The organism is Microcoleus sp. S36b_A4, assembly GCF_036700645.1.
Classification (GTDB): Bacteria; Cyanobacteriota; Cyanobacteriia; order Cyanobacteriales; family Microcoleaceae; genus Microcoleus.
In genome coordinates, this window is sequence record NZ_JAUBPI010000001.1 from 19,892 (window position 1) to 37,886 (window position 17,995).

Consider the following 17,995-nt stretch of genomic DNA (forward strand, 5'->3'; position numbering starts at 1 on the left):
CAGTTGACAGTTGACAGTTGACAGTTGACAGTTGACAGTTGACAGTTGACAGTTGACAGTTGACAGTTGACAGTTGATAGTTGTTGTTCTAATTTCCAATAACCAATTCTCAATTCTCGATTACCAATAACCAATTACCATTACCAATTACCAATTATCCATGACAATTGAAATCCAACCTTCAATTAATGTTAAAACCGCGATCGAAAGTCGCCGCGCCGCCCGAAGCTTCAAACCAGATCCGATTCCCCCAGCCATATTGGCAGAGATTTTGCGGTTGGGAGTGCGATCGCCCTCTGGTTACAATTTGCAGCCTTGGCGGTTTATCGTACTTCAAGACCCCGCCAGCAAACAAAAATTAAAAGCTTGCGCCTTCGATCAGCGCCAAGTGGTAGAAGCCCCAACAGTATTAATTTGCTGTGGCGATCGACGCGCCGCCGGCCCCGAAAATACCGAAGCCGTCATCGAATTGGGCAAAGCAGCAGGCGCAATGAATGACAATTTAGCCGGTTATATGCGACAAGCAATCCCGCAATTGTTCGAGAACCGTCCCTGCTTCGATTCCCTAGAAACTTGGACAAACAGACATACAATGCTCGCAGTAGCTCACTTAATGATTGCAGCTAAAAGTTTTGGGCTAGACAGTTGTCCGATGGAAGGTTTTGTCAGCGCTAAGGTGAAAGAAGCCTTTCAAATTCCAGAAGAAGTAGATGTTTGCTGTTTGCTGCCGCTTGGTTATGCAGCAGAACCTTTCAAACAATATGGCGGACGTTTTGACGTGACTCAAGTTTATTACAGCGAAAGTTATGGGCAGGCATTGCAAATTGAGATTTGAGAGTTAAGATTTTGAGAGTTAAGATTTGAGAGCTGAGAGTTGAAGGAGTCGGTACAAGTTCAAACCAATCGGAAATACCGACGATTTCGCAATCCGAAATCTAAAATCTAAAATCTAAAATTTCAAGTGGTGAGATCAGACAGAGGAGAAAATATGACAGTAGCAACGCGACAAAGCAACGCACAAATTCTAGAAGTAAAATTGCAGCAACACTTGCAAGCAGCCGGATTTAAAAACTTACCGCTTTATATTAGTTGTGATTTTCGAGATGAATCTTTAACGGTTGTGGGAGAACACCCGCGCAGTTTAGTTCTCAAAGCCAAACCGACTTTTGCGGTGCTAGAAGCAGCAATTCTTGAAATAGAACCAGAATCTATTCAACAGATTGGACTTTGCCTAAAAATTACCGGGCAAAAACAGCCTTATGCTTTCCATTCTTTTACCATGCACAACCCTGTTTTGTCAAAATCAAAAACAGTGAAGTTGTTCAAAAAAAGCGAGAATATACCCGCAGAAGAAACCGGGATAGTCTTAACAGAAAATGTTGCCGAGACGGCGGATCTAGAGGAGGAGATACCGTTAGAAACAGATGGGAAAGATACGTGGGATGAAGAATATTTCCCCAATTTGTCTGAGAGTTCCAGCAATTCCGATCCGATCGCCTTTAGGGTAGCTGCAATCCCGGCAGATATTGGAGACAATCCTTTCAATCCGCTGGATATGGAAGCGGTAACAGTTGCCCAAAAACCCAAGCATTCACCGTTTGCGATGCTGGCTGCTGCAGGAATCATCAGTGTCGCCGCGCTAGTTTTGGCAGGCGGTTATTATATGCTGAGCCGACCCTGCGTCATCGGAGGATGTAGTGCTTTAGCTAATGCCAAACAGTTGAGCGAGAATTCGACGAAGACGCTGAAAACGTCAAAAGTTGCCAACAGTCCCCAAGAAGCGCAGCGACAGTTAAAACAGGCGATCGCCCTTTTGGAACCGATTCCCTCATGGTCAATTCATCGCGGTGAAGCTCAAAGCGCCCTGGAAAGCTACCGTTCGCAAAATCAGAATTTAAACTCTGCGATCGATGCAGCGCGCCTCGCACAGTCAGCATCCCAAAAAACCCAAAATCCGCCTTATTCGGCTGAGGACGGGCAGGAAGCGCAAGCTCTGTGGCAAAGTGCGATCGCCGAACTCGGAGAAATCCCCACAGACAGTCCAGTTTATGCTTTTGCTCAGAAAAAAAAGCAGGAATACCGGAAGAATGTAGCAACAGGAAATCGGCAGTTAAGCACAGAGAAAAAAGCGGAAAAAACGCTGCTCGCCGCCAAAAGTAGAGCCCAAATAGCAGAAGCTCGCGAAGCCGTAGCTCAGACAGCCGAGACTTGGGATCAAGTGCAATCAGGTTGGGAAGACTCCCTCGACATCCTATCAGAAATTCCCACGAACACGACATCTTACCAACAAGCTAAACTGCTAGTTCCCAAATACGAAACCAAACTTTCAGAAGCTCGCGAGCGCAAAAATGTCGAAGGAATTTCGGAAAATGCGTATACTCAAGCTGTAACTTTAGCAGCGGAAGCTCAAATTTTTGAGGGCAAAAACGCCTGGTTTAAAGCATCAGAATCCTGGCGAAGAGCTTTGAGTTACGCGGAGCAAGTGCCGGCAGCAACTGCATATTCCCAGAAAGTCCAACCGCTGATCGCTTCCTACAAAACTTCATTGCAGCAAGCAGAAGTAAAGTTGCAGGAAGAAAGGAACCTGCAAAAAGCCCGCACCGATTTAGATAGAACTTGCAAAGGCAACCCCAAGATTTGCGACTATACTGTTAGCAAAGATTTGATTGCTGTGCAGATGACTCCAGGTTACGTGCAGAAACTGCAACAAACCTTCATCCAAGCAAACAACAACAATGCTGTGAAGACTCGCCAAGCTGTAGAAAAGCACGTTCAAACATTGCAAAAAGCTTTGGAGGCGATCGCCGAAAACGCCAAAATCCCGATGCAGGTGTACGATGGCGAAGGCAAGCGAATTGGGAGTCACGAACCGAAGTAAGCTGTTACGGCATTTAATTTTAGTTTTTGGGGCGGGCTAGGAGCAACGCCCCACTCATTGTTTCAAGAAACAGGATTGTTAAAATTAGATGCGCGCCAACAACTTAGAACATCCGAACACACACTACAATTTCGGCAATCAAACTGTATAAAATAATATTAGCAATCAAATGCTAGAAAAGGTCAAACTTCATAACTTCAAAAGTCATCAAGATACAGAACTTAATTTTGATAATTCACGCCTACACGCACTCGTAGGACAAAACAGTTCTGGTAAAACATCAGTGTTGCAAGCATTGCATTATCTCAGTCGGCTTGCTAATTCATCATTTGACAAGATTTTCCAGCATGATAAAGAGCCTCAATTTATTACAAGAATTGGGCAAGAGAATATGTCTGTTACTGCAAGTGGTTTTGGGGAAAACCCAGAGCAAAATAATTGGGAAGCTTCCTATGAGTGGAGACGAAACGTTAATCATAGGTGGGAGTTTACAGCATTATGGAATGCCGATAAAAACCAGGAATATAGGAAAGTAATGTCTGAAACTTCCTTAATGACTACGGAAGAGCCAATTCAGCAATCTTTGAGAAACGCAGTTCACCTTAAGCTAGTAGCTACTAACCTTGCTAAAGCAGCTTACAGTGATGCAATTACACCGCGAGTTGAGTTCGATGGTTCCGGGTTAGCACCTACCTTAGACTATCTTCGTGACGAAGCTCCAGATAAATTTCAATCTTTACAGAAAATGTTGAAACGGATTGTACCAGGCGTACGCGAGGTAGGGGTAAGGCGAGCTAAAGTTATGGTCAATCGCCAACGCTTAATCGAAGTCGATGGCAAATCTATCTCCTACGAAGAAAGTCAGGAAATGGCAGGGCAAGAAGTTGTCCTAGATATGAATACTGGTAAGCGTATTCCAGCCCATGCCATTAGCGAAGGAACAATGCTCGCTCTCGGATTACTGACTGTTTTGATGAATCCCAATCAACCTAATTTAGTCTTACTAGATGATATTGAGCAGGGACTCCATCCCAAAGCGCAACGAGAATTGATCGCTGTTTTTAAGGAAATTATTCAAGCCAACCCCAATCTGCAAATTATTTTTTCGACTCATTCTCCCTATATTGTGGATGAACTTACGCCTTCTCAAGTTCATGTATTAAGTAACAACTATTCAGGTGTGACTCGTTGCAAACGATTGGATGAACATCCTGATGTAGAATGGGCAAAACAAACTTTAACCACCGGAGAATTCTGGGATGCGGAGGGAGAAGATTGGGTGGTTGCAGGAGAAATAAATGATTGATGAGTTTGTGGTGATTGTAGAAAGTAGCGCAGATGCACGAACCGCTACTAAATTAGCTGAGCGCCTTTTTGTGGATAAAATTGATTGGTTAGAGCATGAGACCCTGCAACACCACTTTCAATGGAGTGGTTTAGAAGCTGGTACAGAGAATTCTTGCTGGAAAAATATCGATGATATAACTAAACGTCTTTCCGATAAATTTAAATTTCCCACCATCAGATCAAATGGAAAGTTTAAAACTGATGGTCAATCAGCTTATAAAATTATGAAGTTAATCAGCTTTCTACAATACAAACAAAAGAGAGATATTAAAGCCGTTATTTTTATGCGTGATTTAGACAATCAACCTCAGCGAAGAGAACATATCGAGCAAGCACGTTTAGAACAGATCGATCAACAACCTAAATTAGCAATTATTATTGGTACACCCGACAGAATGCGGGAAGCCTGGGTTTTGAATGGGTTTGTTCCATCTAATCAAGAGGAAAAACAAATTCTTCAAGAGATAACGACCGAATTGACGTTTAATCCTTGCGAGGAGTCACACAGACTACGCTCTAACTCATTGACAGAACCCGATCGCATTAGAAATCCTAAAGTTGTTGTCGAAAAGCTAACAGGTGGCAGAATGGAGCGCGAACAACAGTGCTGGGAAGACACGCCTCTGGAATTTCTACGAAAAAAAGGTGTTCATACAGGCTTAACAGCCTATATTGATGAAATCGAGGAACGATTAATTCCCATCATTTTATCTGACTAAAAAAGTAATTCACGATTTACGCATCACCTCTATATTGCCGGTTTGCACTGCGCGCCTTACCGCTATCAGTAGCGAGTAAAATCACTTATTGCATAAGTCCTGTTCATTCAAAACTAATCGGTATCCCCAGCAGTTTTATCCGCAGTCAATCCAGCTTGAAAAACTTGTTTCGCCGTCAAATTCAACTCAGGAAAAGTTGGCGACTCAATCCTATCATTTCCCCGAAACAAACTCACCTCATACTCGCCATCAACCAACTGATAAACCGATATCGTTGGTTGCTTGGGATTACCGATAAACCTGCGGCCGCCCAAACCGAGATAATCCACAATCCAGTATTCAGGAATCCCGATTAGTTCGTATTCCCCTACTTTTTTGATGTAGTCATCTTGCCAATTCGTGCTAACTACTTCAATAACCAGCGGAATTGATGCGCCTTGAGTCACGGTTGAGAATTTTTTCCACATAGGTTCTGACGCTAAGTTGGGGCGATTTAATATCGGAATATCGGGCGAATAAGCTGATTCGTTTTCCACTGGCTTAACTAATGCTTGTTTGGGGATGAAGTACGGAAGTTTTACCTTTCTAAACTCAGCAGTTAACTCGGAGGCTAAAAAACCAATAACTTCTTCATGGTCTCCTAATGGCTGTGACATTTCAACAATCTCTCCTTTGTGCAGTTCATAACGTGCATTTTCGGGCTTCCATTCCGCAAATTCTTCAAAAGTTAGTGTTTTAGTTGCTGTTTGAATCATGGTTATTCTCCTTAGTGATTGATGACTAGGGCGGGCTATTCGGATCACCCCACAAGATAACTCACTCTGTGTGGAACAGGCCGGAAAACCTGTTCAATAAAATAAGGCTAAATGCAAGTTCCTACCTACATTATATTACCAATTATCAATGCCCAATTCCCATGCCCAATGCCCAATGCCCAATGCCCAATGCCCAATGCCCAATTACCATTTTATCAATTGTGCATCTTGATTGAAAAACTTCCGGGACAATCCCTCAGTCAACAGCAGAGTTGCGATTACAGTTGCCAGCGCTAACACAAACATAATCAAAATCTGGTAAGATGCTGCATCGAGAGGACTGACACCGCTCAGCATTTGACCAGTCATCATTCCGGGTAAAGTTACTATTCCTACGACTGTCATTGTATTTAAGAGTGGGATTAATCCAGCTTTGATCGCATCTTTGCGGTACTGCTTTACTGCTTGCTGCGGCGTCGAACCTAAACTTAAATGGGTTTCTATTTCTAACTGGCTGCTATTAACTGTACTGACAAGTCTTTCGCCCGCGATCGCCCCGGAGTTCATGGCATTGCCCAAAATCATACCCGCTAAAGGAATCAGGTATTGCGGTTCGTACCAAGGGTCAGGCTGCAAAATTAGCAAGTTTGTATAGGCGAGAGTCAAGGCCGTACTTATCAAAATTGAACCCCAAACTAAGGGCAGTAAGTTCTTGATTTTTTTGCTGATGCGGTTACTGGCAACCATGCTAGCTGTTGTCAGCATGATTGCTAAAACTGCTAAAACCAGCCAAGGATTTTTCCCCTCCGGGTCAAATATAACTTCGAGCACGTACCCGACTAAGATTAGCTGGATCAGGGTGCGCCCCGCGGCGATCGCGATCGCCCCCTCCAGCCCCAATCCCTGCCACGCCGAAAGCCCGATCGCGATCGCCACCATCCCCAAAGCCCAACCCAAATCTGTCAAATCTAGCAGAATTAACACCGGCCCACCCTTTAGATAACGTGATTGTTTGCCTGTCCAAATATAAGATATTGCAATAAAGGTTTCTGAGAAACAGTTTTGCTGCAAGAATTTGCTTTGATAATGCTTGAAATTTATGGTGTGAAGAGTGAATAATGTTCCCCCCCTCGACTTAACCCGCCAATACGCGCAGATTGGCGACGAGATAACCGCTGCAGTGCAAAAAGTGCTTGCCTCTGGCGGCTACGTAGGCGGCCCAGCCGTAAAGAGTTTTGAACGAGAGTTCGCCGACTACATCGGCGTTTCCGAGTGCGTTGGCTGCAACTCCGGCACCGATGCGCTGATTTTGGCTTTGCGTGCTCTCAAAATTGGCCCCGGCGATGAAGTGATTACCACTCCTTTTACCTTTTTTGCTTCCGCTGAGACAATTAGCGCTGTCGGCGCCACTCCAGTATTTGTCGATATTGACAGCGAAACTTTTAATCTGGATGTCGAGCTCCTCGAAGCGGCAATTACCGACAAAACCAAGGCAATTATGCCCGTCCACATCTTCGGCCAACCGGTAGACATGACTCGGCTGATGGAAATTGCGACTCGGCACAATTTAGCCGTAATTGAAGATTGCGCCCAATCTGTCGGGGCCGAGTGGCAGTCTCGAAAAGTCGGCAGCATTGGTCATGTCGGCTGCTTTAGTTTTTATCCAACCAAAAACTTAGGCGCTTGCGGTGACGGTGGCGCGGTGACGACAAATGATCCTGCCCTGGCAGCTTCGATGCGAGTGCTCAAAGAACACGGACAGTCTTCTAGGTATTTCTACGAAGAAATCGGCTACAACAGCCGTTTAGATGCCCTGCAAGCGGTGATTCTCAGCATTAAATTGCGGTATCTAGACAGTTGGAACGTCCAGCGACGTTCGATCGCCACACTTTACAGCGAATTTCTCTCCCGCGTGCCCGGAGTTGCCGTCCCCAAAGAATTGCCGTTCGCAAAAGGAGTTTGGAATCAATACACGATCCGGCTGACAAGTCCAGAAGACGCGCAAAATCCCTCTGGCGATTTTCGAGATTGGATGCGGGCTCAGTTGCAGGAAGCTGGCATCGGTTCGATGGTTTACTATCCGTTACCTTTGCACCTGCAACCTGTTTACAAATCTTTGGGTTATCAAGCAGGTCAGTTGCCAAAGGCTGAGCAAGTTTGTCGCGAAGTCTTGTCTTTGCCGATGTTTCCGGAACTGTCGAGGGATCAACAAGAGCGGACGATTTATGGGCTGAAAGATTGCTTGGCAAAAGCCGATCGCATCCGGTAGCTGTGGCGCGATGGCATCAGCGAGGGAAATGCAGGAGGAGAAAAGAATTGCAGGGTTGCAGTGGTGGGAGAATGTGCAGCGGTCAGTCGATTTTAGATTTTAGATTTTAGATTTTAGATTTACCCCACAGATAAATCTGGGATCTTGAACTTTGGTCTAAAATTTTTATCTTTCCACGACTTAAGTACGTGGCACGGTATCCGTTTTTGGGCTGGGTCAGGGAGAGCTGTTAAGTATTTTGACCGATCACTTGTACTTTTATGTACTATATTTAATGAAAAGAAACAAATTTAGGCTAGCAATCCGCCTCGAACGGGTGCATTTTCCGCTCGCCTAAACCTTGCAATGCGATCGGTCAATGATGAAGAAGGAAGAAGGAAGAGGGAAGAGGGAAGAACGAAGAAGGAAGAACCAAGAACGAAAACTAAATAATATTTGAACTTTCGACTTCCCATTCCCGATGCCTGATAACTAATGCCCGATGCCCGATGGCCGATGCCCAATTCTCAATTTAACCTGTAATTTTCAGAAGATAAGGGGAAAATAAACGAGTGCCTCAGTATCAATTCACTCAGGCTAGACGCTACGATCCACAAGCGATCGCTCAGTATTACCGCAACCGTCCTTGGAAAGCAATTTGGCGCGCAATTACCGTTATTTGGTCTTTTGCAGGCTTTGTGCTGGGGATGCTGTGGGACAGTTGGCAGCACGAAGTCGCAGCACACCAGCCGGAACGGGCCGCCCACCTGCGACAAATACTCACTCGCTTGGGCCCCACTTTCATTAAAGTCGGTCAAGCCCTTTCTACCAGACCGGATTTGATCCGCAAAGACTTTCTCGAAGAATTGATCAAACTTCAGGATCAATTGCCGCCGTTTGACTCGGTGCGCGCTTTCGAGATTATTGAAGCGGAACTCGATCGCAAAATTAGCGAAACCTACAGCGAAATCTCCCCCGAACCTGTCGCCGCGGCAAGTCTTGGTCAAGTCTACCGAGCTCGCCTCCTCACCGGGGAAACAGTAGCCGTCAAGGTTCAGCGACCGAATTTGCTGCCAGTCTTGAGCCTTGACCTTTACTTAATGCGCTGGGCCGCTGGATGGTTGGGCCCGTTGCTGCCGCTGAATCTCGGTCACGACCTTTGTTTAATAGTCGATGAATTCGGTATCAAGTTGTTCGAGGAAATTGATTATATCAATGAAGGACGCAACGCCGAGAAATTTGCGACAAATTTTGCCGACGACCCGACAGTAAAAGTTCCGAGCATTTACTGGCGTTATACTTCAAATTGCGTTCTGACTCTTGAATGGATTGACGGCATCAAGCTGACAGATATGGCAAGTGTTAAAGCCGCAGGTTTGGATACCGATAGTTTAATTGAAGTCGGAGTCCGCAGCGGTTTGCGACAGTTGCTGGAACATGGATTTTTTCATGCTGACCCCCATCCGGGAAATCTGTTTGCCTTAGCGGACGGCCGCATGGCTTACATTGATTTTGGGATGATGGATCAGATGGAAGAAATAACTAAAGAAACTTTGGTTGATTCTGTCGTTCATTTGATCAACAAAGATTACTTACAATTAGCCAAGGATTTTGTCAAACTTGGCTTTTTGACGCCAGATACAGATATTATGCCGATCGTCCCGGCGTTGGAATCTGTACTGGGTGATATCGTCGGCGAAAATGTGTCAGATTTTAACTTCAAGACGATTACAGACCAGTTTTCGGAGTTGATGTACGATTATCCTTTCCGGGTGCCGGCGAAATTTGCCTTAATTATTCGCTCTCTGGTGACAGAAGAAGGTTTGGCCCTGACGCTGAATCCGAATTTCAAGATAGTCGAGGTGGCGTATCCTTATGTAGCGCGGCGTTTGTTGAACGGAGAATCTCCGGCACTGCGGCGGCGTCTGATTGAGGTATTATTCAAAGATGGCAAATTCCAGTGGAACAGGTTAGAGGACATGATCGCGATCGCCCGATCGGATCGTAGTTTCGACTTGCTCCCCACCGCCCAACTAGGCTTGCAATTTTTGCTGTCAGAGGAAGGGTCGTTTTTGAGACGCCAGCTAATGTTAGCTTTGATTGAGGACGATCGAATTCACACCGAAGAAGTTCGCAGCCTGTGGAACTTAGTCAAGGAAGATTTGCAGCCCAGTCGCCTGTTCAACGTTGCTCTAGGCGCTTTGACGGAGTTTTCCACAGCAGGAGCAGCCGCGCTAACTCGATTTTAGTCATTAGTCATTGGTCATTAGTCATTAGTCATTGGTTATTTGTTGGTTGTTAGTTGTTGGTTCTAATAACTAATTCCCCATACCCAATGCCCAATGCCCAATGCCCCATGCCCCATGCCCAATTCCCCATTCCCCCTTCCCCCTTCCCCCAATTAAGGAATTATTCGTGTATTATTTTCCAGAACCTCCCTATTTTTTTATGTCGGCTGGATTACTAGCAGGTATGGCTTCCGGCGTAGCATTTGAAGCAACTCTCAAACAATCCGTACAACAGTGGTCTAAAAATCGTTCTACTCGCACCTTGGCTAACCTGCCAAGGCTGCAATTGGTCATACCTTTTCTGGGAATGGCTGGCGGTATTTGCGTATTTTTAGCTTCTGGAATGGAGATTTTTGGCTTCCCAAAACTACTTTGTTATGCCCTAGCTTTGCCGCTGACGGTACTCACGGGCTGGCTAGTTTGGACTCAGCTAGGTAAGCTTTTGATCGAGTTAGAACGCGGAGGTTCCCAAGCGCTGGATTTAGATTCTTTTGAACAATGAAAGCTAACTATCAACCTCTTTTGTGAGAAGCAAGGGGGTTGATAAGCTGTTACACATTTAAACCATTAACGATCCAGGTAAGGTGCGTCAGCTCGAACACTTACTATACTTGGGAAACGCTTATTTACGCTCCGCACCCTACTATCCTCTTTTAAATGCCGAACAGCTTAGTTATCTAGGATTATCCTAATTTGATGCTTTTTGAACCGCAGAGAACGCAGAGGAAGAGAAAGAAGAAGATGATAGCTTAGGCAATAATTTGTGTATTTTTTTTACAATCTAAAATCTAAAATCTAAAATCGAATGAGTATTTTAATTGTTACGGGTGCGGCGGGATTTATTGGATCTAACTTAGTAGAAACTCTTTTAAATCGAGGGGAGACGGTGATCGGTGTTGATGAGTTCAACGATTATTACGATCCGGATCTCAAGCGCAAAAATATTGCACGATTTGAAAAGTATCCGGGTTTTGAATTGGTGGAGGGCGATATTGTGTCTCTAAATTGGCGATCGCTTTTATCCGATGCTAAGGTAATATTTCATCAGGCGGCGCAAGCAGGAGTTCGTGCTAGCTGGGGCGACGGTTTTCGCAGCTACACCGAACGCAATATTAACAGCACTCAAGTATTGTTAGAAGCGGCAAAAGATGCGCCCAGATTGAAAAAGTTTGTCTATGCTTCTTCTTCTTCAATTTACGGCAATGCTGAATCTTTTCCCACGAATGAAAACGCTTGTCCCCAGCCAGTTTCTCCCTACGGAATTACGAAATTAGCTGGTGAACGTTTGTGCGGGCTTTATTACAAAAATTTTGGTCTTCCGACTACTTCGCTGCGCTATTTTACCGTTTACGGGCCCAGACAGCGCCCCGATATGGCTTTTCACAAGTTTTTTAAGTCGATTTTGTTTGACGAGGCGATTTCAATTTTCGGCGACGGATTGCAAACGCGGGATTTTACGTTTATCAGCGATTGCGTGGCGGCGAATTTAGCGGCGGCTGAGGTTGCGGAAGCTGCGGGGGAAGTTTTTAATATTGGTGGGGGAAGTCGGGTAGTTTTAAAAGAAGTTATTGATACAATACAAAGGATTGTCGATCGACCTATTCGGATAGATTTTACCGAAGCTGCGAGGGGAGACGCGCGGCACACTAGCGCGGATGTGTCTAAAGCCCAGAAAATCTTAGGTTATCAGCCACAGGTTGCTTTAGAAGAAGGATTAAGGCGCGAATGGGAGTGGATTCAGTCTGTGTACAGTTAGAGTACAGTTAGATGCTATCTATCCCAGAAATTCCGCAACTTAAATTGAACATTGTTAATTTTTTGAATTACCGAACTTTTGAGATTTTTCTGCAATCCAAATGCTGCGATTATACCATTAATTTTTATAAAAAATCGCATTTTTTGTGATTAGTAATGGCTTCGATAATTTTATTCAAAACTTTTTTAGAATCAGTCATTGTACTTAGCCAATAACTGCCTGAATGTAGCCGATGATAATAACTTAAATTACTCACCGCATACAAGCTGCCGCCACTTTTCAACCACAAATAATTAAAAGCGGCGACATCGGAAGCTTGCACGCAAATATCTTGATTATCCTCGGCACAATCCAGGTATTTCTGTACATTGACGAAGTAGTTGCCATCATTAATAAAATTGCGAAATAATTTAGGATTGGGATTATTTAGAATTAATTCTCGTGCTTTTTCAATATTGATTTCTGTCTCAGAATATAATTTAAAATTAAAGTAGGGATTGGCGGATGTCGGACAGTAAATTAGCTGAGGATTCCATGCAGTTATGTGGTAGAGTCTATCGACATAAGTTTCGCTCAAGGCATTGTCAGAGTCAAGAATAATTGCCCACTCATTTTTGCAGTGGGAAATCGCCATAATTTTGCTTTTATACGCACCAAAATTTTGCTCACCTCTGCGGATAGAAATCTTAGGTGACAAGTTTGCTATATTTGCTTGCATCCTAAAAAACTCTTCGGGGGAGGAAGCATCATCGTAAATAATAATATCATCAATGCGATCGTCATACAAAGCATTGCACAATGCACCTACAACCAAACTAGAACGGTTAAAATGGGTAATAGCTAGAGATATTTTACTTCTGTTAGCCACAGACAAACGCCGAATTGAAATTAAGCGAACGCCTAGAAGGCTTGTCCGCAAGTCCATCATAATTTTGTAATACTGTTGGTAAACTTTATTTTTGAGTTGTAAACTGCGAATTTTTCTGCCAGCTTTTCGCAAAATATTCATTTCTGTATTTGCCAATCTATACCTAAAGTTGATATTTTTTTGCCTGACAAAGGTTTTGGCATTTCTGTATCCGCGCACTAGCAAACTTGGGGATTTGAGTTTGGGGCATTTTTCCGGCGACTTCAAATAGCGGTAGTGCAGAAATACATCTCGGTAGGGAATTTCAACATCTTCACCAGCACACAATTGATTAATTTTTGCAGCCGAAATACTCATGTAATGCAAATAAGTAAGCCGCCGTCCTTTATCATATAAAACATTATCTATCACATCAAATTGAGAAGACCAATGATTTCCCGTTACCTGTTCGGGTTGAGCATATGCAAAGTTGTAAAAAGATATTTTGCTGCGGGCGAGTAAATAGTTAAGTAAAGATTGGTCAGCGCCCCGTAAAGACATAATTTCTGCTTCTCCTGATGTTAAATTTTCTAAAAGTTGAGAGCAATTATTTCGATTAAAAACCCCAGCTTTTGACGCAAACCAACCCGCACAAAAAGTATGAGATTGCAGTTGGTCAATATTTAAAATTTGAGGTAATTTTGGGGAGAAAAAATCAAATATATAATTGAGATCGGATTTGTATTGAAAATCGTTTGCTACCCAATCAAAATCATCGAGTTTTTGATAAATGTAATCGAGATAACCCATTAACAGAGTGTCTGCGTCAAAATAGATAAATTTATCAAAAGGGCCGTCGAAACAACATAATTTTCGGTGCATCTCCAAACATTGAACAGGTTTCAACCCTTGAGATTTCCATACTTTTTGAGCTTTGGCATGAGTTTTCCAAGCTTGAGTTGCAAAGTCTTCCCAGAAATGAATTGAATCGGTGTTGTCAAAGAGGGTGACATTAGGACGAATTGCAATTTCTCCTCGCACTTTTTTCAGTCTATCATCATAGGGAATGATACAAACGGGAATATCTTTTGCCCCATTGACTTCGATACTGTTTAACAAAGCGACTAAGTGGTCAAAAACCACATCGTTTCCTAGAATATAAATACCATTTGTCATGATTTTTAAGTTTTTTAAATACTTTACCAAATATTCCGCTAGGGTGTGTTGGGCACTGGGGGATTATCTCGGCTTTATCGAATTTATCGAATATCAAAACAGCGCCCAATGCACCGAAATTCTCGCCCAAGTTGCCTGGGTTCCTGGCAGATATCTCAGCTTTATCAAATATTATAACAGCGCCCAACACACCATACAATATCGCATATTATAACAGCACTCAACACACCATGCAAAGAGCGAAATATTTTTTGCACTAAATTTGGTGGTTCCTCATTGAGATAACGATAATGTTTCCACAGTTTCCAATAAGGACTACCGGATTTAATTGGTATTCCCGCCCAGTGAATATATTTTAACCTTTTGCCTTTGTCATAAAGAACATAATCTATTTCTTGAAAATGCTTGGAACCAGCCCAGCTTCCCGGTTCAGTTGCTGATTTTTTAACAAGATTGCAGCGCTTGGTAATCAGCTTAAGAATGATATAATTTAGTATAGGTTGGTCTGTGACATTTTGAGTAAAGTCAAAATATTCTCGATGCTGCGAACATTCTCGCAAAATCTCATACATTTGTGATTCTGTAATAGTTCCTTTTCTGGATGCCCAAAAACCGCTGTTGAATACATCTTGAAGCTGGGAGTCGGTAAAGATATTCTGTTGTTGTACAGCAGGTGAAAATACATTTCGCAGTTTTTCGCTGAGGTGGTGGTAGTCGCAGCAAAAAAAGTCTACTTCTGATAGTTTGTTTAAGTTGGCTGCGATGTCTTCAAAGACAATGATATCGGTATCGATGTACAGAAATTCGTCAAGGGGGCCAAACCAGGCGGCGAGTTTCCGCATTTTGTTAGGAAGGGCTAAAAAGTTGCGATCGAACATTTGGCCAATTTCTCTGGTAAACTGTTCCACAAACTCCAGATTTGGGAACAATCGCACCCCGTGGAGACTGCTGAGGGCGGCTGCGACTTGCAGATAATTGTCGTCGAAGGGAACCAGAAAAACAGGTACTTGACAATTGTACAGACGTATGCTATTTAAAAGGGCGATCGCACTTTCGATCACCTTATCATTCGCAACAATATAAATACCGCGACTCATACATTTATCCTCAACCTTCTCAATACCCTTTTTAACAAATTCGGCCCAGAAACCTCAGTATAAGACTTTGGCGCTTGGGCAAAAATCGGACGCTTTTCCGGTTCGCGGAGATAGCGGTAATGCAGGAACAAATCGCGATAGGGAAACTCAATATTTTCGCCCGCACAAACTCTCCGAATTACATCCGGCGGCACGCCAATATAATGAATGTAAGTAAGTCGGTTTCCCTTGTCGTACAAAATCCGATTTTGCTCTTCAAAATGTTTGGAAGTGACGCTGCACCCGGTTTTTTCGCCATCCGGGAGGCTGTAAGCAAAATTATAGCTATTCATCCCCGTTTTCATCACCATATAATTGAGCAAAGGCTGTTCTCCCGCACCTTCATAGAGAATTTCCGCCTCGCCCGATTGCAGTTGAGATAACAGCCATTCCCTAGTATCTTGCTCAAACAATCCTTGCTTGCTGGCGTAAAATCCCGAACAAAATATTTCCGAGTCTATCCGATTTTTTTCAAAAACTTCGAGGAGTTTTGGTGACTGAATATTGTATACTTTAGTTTGGTCGCAAAATTGAAAATCATAAACCACAAAATCCGATTCCTCTAACTTCTGAAAAACCGCATCAAGGGAATTCATCACTAAAGTATCCGCATCCATATAGATAAAATTTTCAAACGGGCCGTCGAAAGCGCAAAAGCGTCGGTGTGCGCCGTAAAGCCGGAATTTTTTGCGATTCAAACGCTCTGGTGCGGCTGCTTGCATGAATTCATCCCATCGCTGGATTGATGCGCTATCTTCATAAATAAAGACGTTGGGACGGTTAACAATTTCAGCTTTGATTTGCTCTATTTGGTCGTCGAACGGATAAATACAGACGGGAATATGGGAGCCTAAGATAACTTCAATACTGTTGAGCAAGGCAATTAGTTGGTCGTAAACTGTATCGTTGGCTAGCGTGCAAATTCCATTCATATCTATAGTCTCGCGAAGGCGGACTTTGTTTGTGTCATTGCGGTTTCAACCGCCGAATCATTTAAAGGGTAAAAAAGAGTCATCGGGGGAAAACTAAGACGAGGGAGAAAGCGACGCCATCGCTACGCGAAAACCCCCAACACTAGACCTATCGCCCGCCGAGGAAGCGCCGCGAGAGGCAGAACGGCAACCGATACACTCACTGACCCAGCAACCGCCACGGAGCACCCGGTAATCATCTTTGCCAGTTTCCCAGGAACTTCCGTCAGTTGGTGCGCCGTTATAGTCTTGGTTCCACCTATCGCTGCACCACTCCGAAACATTGCCGTGCATATCGTACAATCCAAACGGATTCGGAGGAAAACTCCCTACATCTGTTGTTTCTTTGCGATAAAGTCCTCCGGGTGTATATCCGCAGGGGTCGCTTGCGTCATAGTTGGCTATTTCCGTGGTAATGTATTCCCCAAAATGAAATGCGGTTGTTGTATCGGCACGACAGGCGTATTCCCATTCTGCTTCACTCAGAAGGCGATATTTTCTCTCGGTTTTTTCCGACAGTTTGCCACAGAATTCGACGGCATCATCCCACGATACAAATTCAACAGGACGTTTTTCACCTTTGAACTTCGATGGATTATTTCCCATTACTGCTTGCCACTGTGCTTGGGTGATAGGATATTTGGCTGCATAAAAAGCGGGTATTGTGACTCGATGCTGCGGACCTATGTAATAATATTGTCCTGTTTCGCTGCTGGGGAAACCCATCATAAATGTGCCGCCGGGAATCGATACCATTTCCAGTACAATTTCGTTCCCTAAGTCTTCGGGGAAGAAGTGAGCTGAATGACGGTGGCGACTGTTTTCTTGTGGTTCAAAATTTACTGTTATCACATCAAACTCAAAGGTAGGCAAATAGTTTTGTAGTTGATTTTGGTTTTCTGTCATGGCGCTATTTCCTAAGATGCAAAGTTAGACAGCCAATTGAGCAAGTTTAATTCGTGGAGAATGATTTGTCTAGCTTCGGCAATTTTCTCCCTCGCTTCATGCCAATAATCCACATTAGCCACAACTTCTTTAATAAATTCTACTCCTTTCTCATCCAAACTCGGCAGCCTCAGAAAACTTCCCGCCGGCAACAATTTATCCGCCGCCGAACCGCCGTAATAAATTGGCAAACACCAAGCTAACAAAGCATCCCAAAGCTTCTCGCTGACATACCAATCGTTTTCTGCATAATTTTCAATAGCTAAGTTGTAATAGTATGGTGCGACGGCGTGCCATTTATTGTTGACATTCCCGTTTCCGCGCGCCCAATTTGGCAAGTTTCGCCCGTAAAGGTCAAAATCCAATTCTTGTAATTGCAGCAATTTGATAAAGTCTAATCTCTGGCGGTGATTGGCGCTGCGGCTAACACCTGAAGTTATCCAAGAACAGGGTTTAGTTTTAGCTGGTGGCGGCATTTCATCTAGTTCTCGAAACGAGTTGCTGTGATACCAAATCGCGGGCATATAATTGGGTTTTGGTGCGAAGTCGTCGGGGCCGGAAACGTAACTGCAATAAAGTTTTGCTTGTTCGTAGTTGGCTTTGGTAATTTCAATAACTTCTGGTAATGGTGGCTCGCGGATCAGGTAAATTATGCGTTCCTTGGGGACACCGCGCAATTTTTCTCTAATGTCCTTTTCTGGATTTTGGGGGCTTGGACGGCGGATTTTGTCGATCCAGGATTGCTTTTTGGAAGGTTGGGGAAAGTCGAATTGATACATGAGTAAAAAGTCTGGTTCTGGGTGGTTGGCGAGCATTTGAATGTTGCCCCATTTGCCGAAGTTTTGGGGAGTTTGTTGCCACAGCCAGTCGCTTTGGTTCATACCTGGGTATGTGGTAATTGTGCCGATGATTTTTGGGTTCATATCTAA

The 17,995-nt window shown here is 43.9% G+C and carries 15 protein-coding genes; 8 read left to right on the forward strand and 7 right to left on the reverse strand.

The window, feature by feature from the left end; translation table 11 throughout:
* The first annotated feature begins 160 nt into the window (after nt 1-160).
* The 4 genes from QUA03_RS00095 to QUA03_RS00110 all read left to right on the forward strand — a co-directional run bounded on the left by QUA03_RS00095 (nt 161) and on the right by QUA03_RS00110 (nt 4,944).
* Entirely contained in the window at nt 161-835 is a 675-nt protein-coding gene (locus QUA03_RS00095; protein ID WP_333208699.1) for a nitroreductase family protein, read from the forward strand.
* A gap of 153 nt (nt 836-988) precedes the next feature.
* Entirely contained in the window at nt 989-2,878 is a 1,890-nt protein-coding gene (locus QUA03_RS00100) for a hypothetical protein (protein WP_333208700.1), read from the forward strand.
* Between the two features lie 169 nt (nt 2,879-3,047).
* Nucleotides 3,048-4,184 (forward strand): AAA family ATPase, encoded by a 1,137-nt coding sequence (locus QUA03_RS00105; protein ID WP_333208702.1) that lies wholly within the window; start codon nt 3,048-3,050, stop codon nt 4,182-4,184.
* The gene (locus QUA03_RS00110; protein WP_333208704.1) at nt 4,177-4,944 is read left to right on the forward strand and encodes a hypothetical protein; all 768 of its coding nucleotides are present in this window, start codon (nt 4,177-4,179) and stop codon (nt 4,942-4,944) included. The genes QUA03_RS00105 and QUA03_RS00110 overlap by 8 nt, the downstream gene beginning before the upstream one ends.
* Nucleotides 4,945-5,057: 113 nt before the next feature.
* Here QUA03_RS00110 and QUA03_RS00115 read toward each other — a convergent pair whose 3' ends face one another.
* Nucleotides 5,058-5,699 carry a Uma2 family endonuclease gene (locus QUA03_RS00115; RefSeq protein ID WP_333208706.1) on the reverse strand — a complete coding sequence of 214 codons (642 nt, stop codon included), beginning with the start codon at nt 5,697-5,699 and terminating at the stop codon, nt 5,058-5,060.
* Nucleotides 5,700-5,903: 204 nt separating this feature from the next.
* On the reverse strand, nt 5,904-6,683 hold the full coding sequence (locus tag QUA03_RS00120; RefSeq protein ID WP_333208708.1) for an ABC transporter permease: 780 nt from the start codon (nt 6,681-6,683) through the stop codon (nt 5,904-5,906).
* Nucleotides 6,684-6,810: 127 nt separating this feature from the next.
* Here QUA03_RS00120 and QUA03_RS00125 point away from each other — a divergent pair, with 127 nt between their 5' ends.
* The 4 genes from QUA03_RS00125 (at nt 6,811) to QUA03_RS00140 (ending at nt 11,991) form a co-directional block, all read left to right on the forward strand.
* On the forward strand, nt 6,811-7,968 hold the full coding sequence (locus tag QUA03_RS00125) for a DegT/DnrJ/EryC1/StrS family aminotransferase (RefSeq protein ID WP_333208710.1): 1,158 nt from the start codon (nt 6,811-6,813) through the stop codon (nt 7,966-7,968).
* 551 nt (nt 7,969-8,519) lie between these two features.
* Nucleotides 8,520-10,196, forward strand: a complete 1,677-nt coding sequence (locus QUA03_RS00130; RefSeq protein WP_333208712.1) for an AarF/ABC1/UbiB kinase family protein — start codon at nt 8,520-8,522, stop codon at nt 10,194-10,196.
* A 166-nt stretch (nt 10,197-10,362) separates the two neighbouring features.
* Nucleotides 10,363-10,737, forward strand: coding sequence for a hypothetical protein (locus tag QUA03_RS00135; RefSeq protein WP_333104391.1), 375 nt, complete (start codon nt 10,363-10,365; stop codon nt 10,735-10,737).
* A 303-nt stretch (nt 10,738-11,040) separates the two neighbouring features.
* Nucleotides 11,041-11,991, forward strand: coding sequence for an NAD-dependent epimerase/dehydratase family protein (locus QUA03_RS00140; RefSeq protein WP_333208714.1), 951 nt, complete (start codon nt 11,041-11,043; stop codon nt 11,989-11,991).
* Between the two features lie 124 nt (nt 11,992-12,115).
* On the opposite strand, the gene QUA03_RS00145 is transcribed toward QUA03_RS00140, so the two are convergent.
* From QUA03_RS00145 to QUA03_RS00165, 5 genes are all read right to left on the reverse strand, one after another.
* Nucleotides 12,116-14,014 (reverse strand): Npun_R2821/Npun_R2822 family protein, encoded by a 1,899-nt coding sequence (locus tag QUA03_RS00145; protein ID WP_333208716.1) that lies wholly within the window; start codon nt 14,012-14,014, stop codon nt 12,116-12,118.
* Nucleotides 14,015-14,178: 164 nt separating this feature from the next.
* Nucleotides 14,179-15,111 (reverse strand): Npun_R2821/Npun_R2822 family protein, encoded by a 933-nt coding sequence (locus QUA03_RS00150; RefSeq protein WP_333208718.1) that lies wholly within the window; start codon nt 15,109-15,111, stop codon nt 14,179-14,181.
* Complete coding sequence (locus QUA03_RS00155; RefSeq protein WP_333208720.1) at nt 15,108-16,082, reverse strand: Npun_R2821/Npun_R2822 family protein; 975 nt, start codon at nt 16,080-16,082, stop codon at nt 15,108-15,110. The genes QUA03_RS00150 and QUA03_RS00155 overlap by 4 nt, the downstream gene beginning before the upstream one ends.
* Before the next feature lie 93 nt (nt 16,083-16,175).
* Nucleotides 16,176-17,027: a formylglycine-generating enzyme family protein gene (locus tag QUA03_RS00160; protein ID WP_333208721.1), complete on the reverse strand. Its 852-nt coding sequence runs from the start codon at nt 17,025-17,027 to the stop codon at nt 16,176-16,178.
* Between the two features lie 11 nt (nt 17,028-17,038).
* Entirely contained in the window at nt 17,039-17,989 is a 951-nt protein-coding gene (locus QUA03_RS00165; protein ID WP_333208723.1) for a glycosyltransferase family 10 domain-containing protein, read from the reverse strand.
* Nucleotides 17,990-17,995: the final 6 nt, after the last annotated feature.

What these genes read in the sequence shown, in the direction of transcription:
- QUA03_RS00095 (WP_333208699.1), top strand. Translation starts at nt 161, where the DNA reads ATGACAATTGAAATCCAACCTTCAATTAATGTTAAAACCGCGATCGAA.
- QUA03_RS00100 (WP_333208700.1), top strand. Translation starts at nt 989, where the DNA reads ATGACAGTAGCAACGCGACAAAGCAACGCACAAATTCTAGAAGTAAAA.
- QUA03_RS00105 (WP_333208702.1), top strand. Translation starts at nt 3,048, where the DNA reads ATGCTAGAAAAGGTCAAACTTCATAACTTCAAAAGTCATCAAGATACA.
- QUA03_RS00110 (WP_333208704.1), top strand. Translation starts at nt 4,177, where the DNA reads ATGATTGATGAGTTTGTGGTGATTGTAGAAAGTAGCGCAGATGCACGA.
- QUA03_RS00115 (WP_333208706.1), bottom strand. Translation starts at nt 5,699, where the DNA reads ATGATTCAAACAGCAACTAAAACACTAACTTTTGAAGAATTTGCGGAA.
- QUA03_RS00140 (WP_333208714.1), top strand. Translation starts at nt 11,041, where the DNA reads ATGAGTATTTTAATTGTTACGGGTGCGGCGGGATTTATTGGATCTAAC.
- QUA03_RS00145 (WP_333208716.1), bottom strand. Translation starts at nt 14,014, where the DNA reads ATGACAAATGGTATTTATATTCTAGGAAACGATGTGGTTTTTGACCAC.
- QUA03_RS00150 (WP_333208718.1), bottom strand. Translation starts at nt 15,111, where the DNA reads ATGAGTCGCGGTATTTATATTGTTGCGAATGATAAGGTGATCGAAAGT.
- QUA03_RS00155 (WP_333208720.1), bottom strand. Translation starts at nt 16,082, where the DNA reads ATGAATGGAATTTGCACGCTAGCCAACGATACAGTTTACGACCAACTA.
- QUA03_RS00160 (WP_333208721.1), bottom strand. Translation starts at nt 17,027, where the DNA reads ATGACAGAAAACCAAAATCAACTACAAAACTATTTGCCTACCTTTGAG.
- QUA03_RS00165 (WP_333208723.1), bottom strand. Translation starts at nt 17,989, where the DNA reads ATGAACCCAAAAATCATCGGCACAATTACCACATACCCAGGTATGAAC.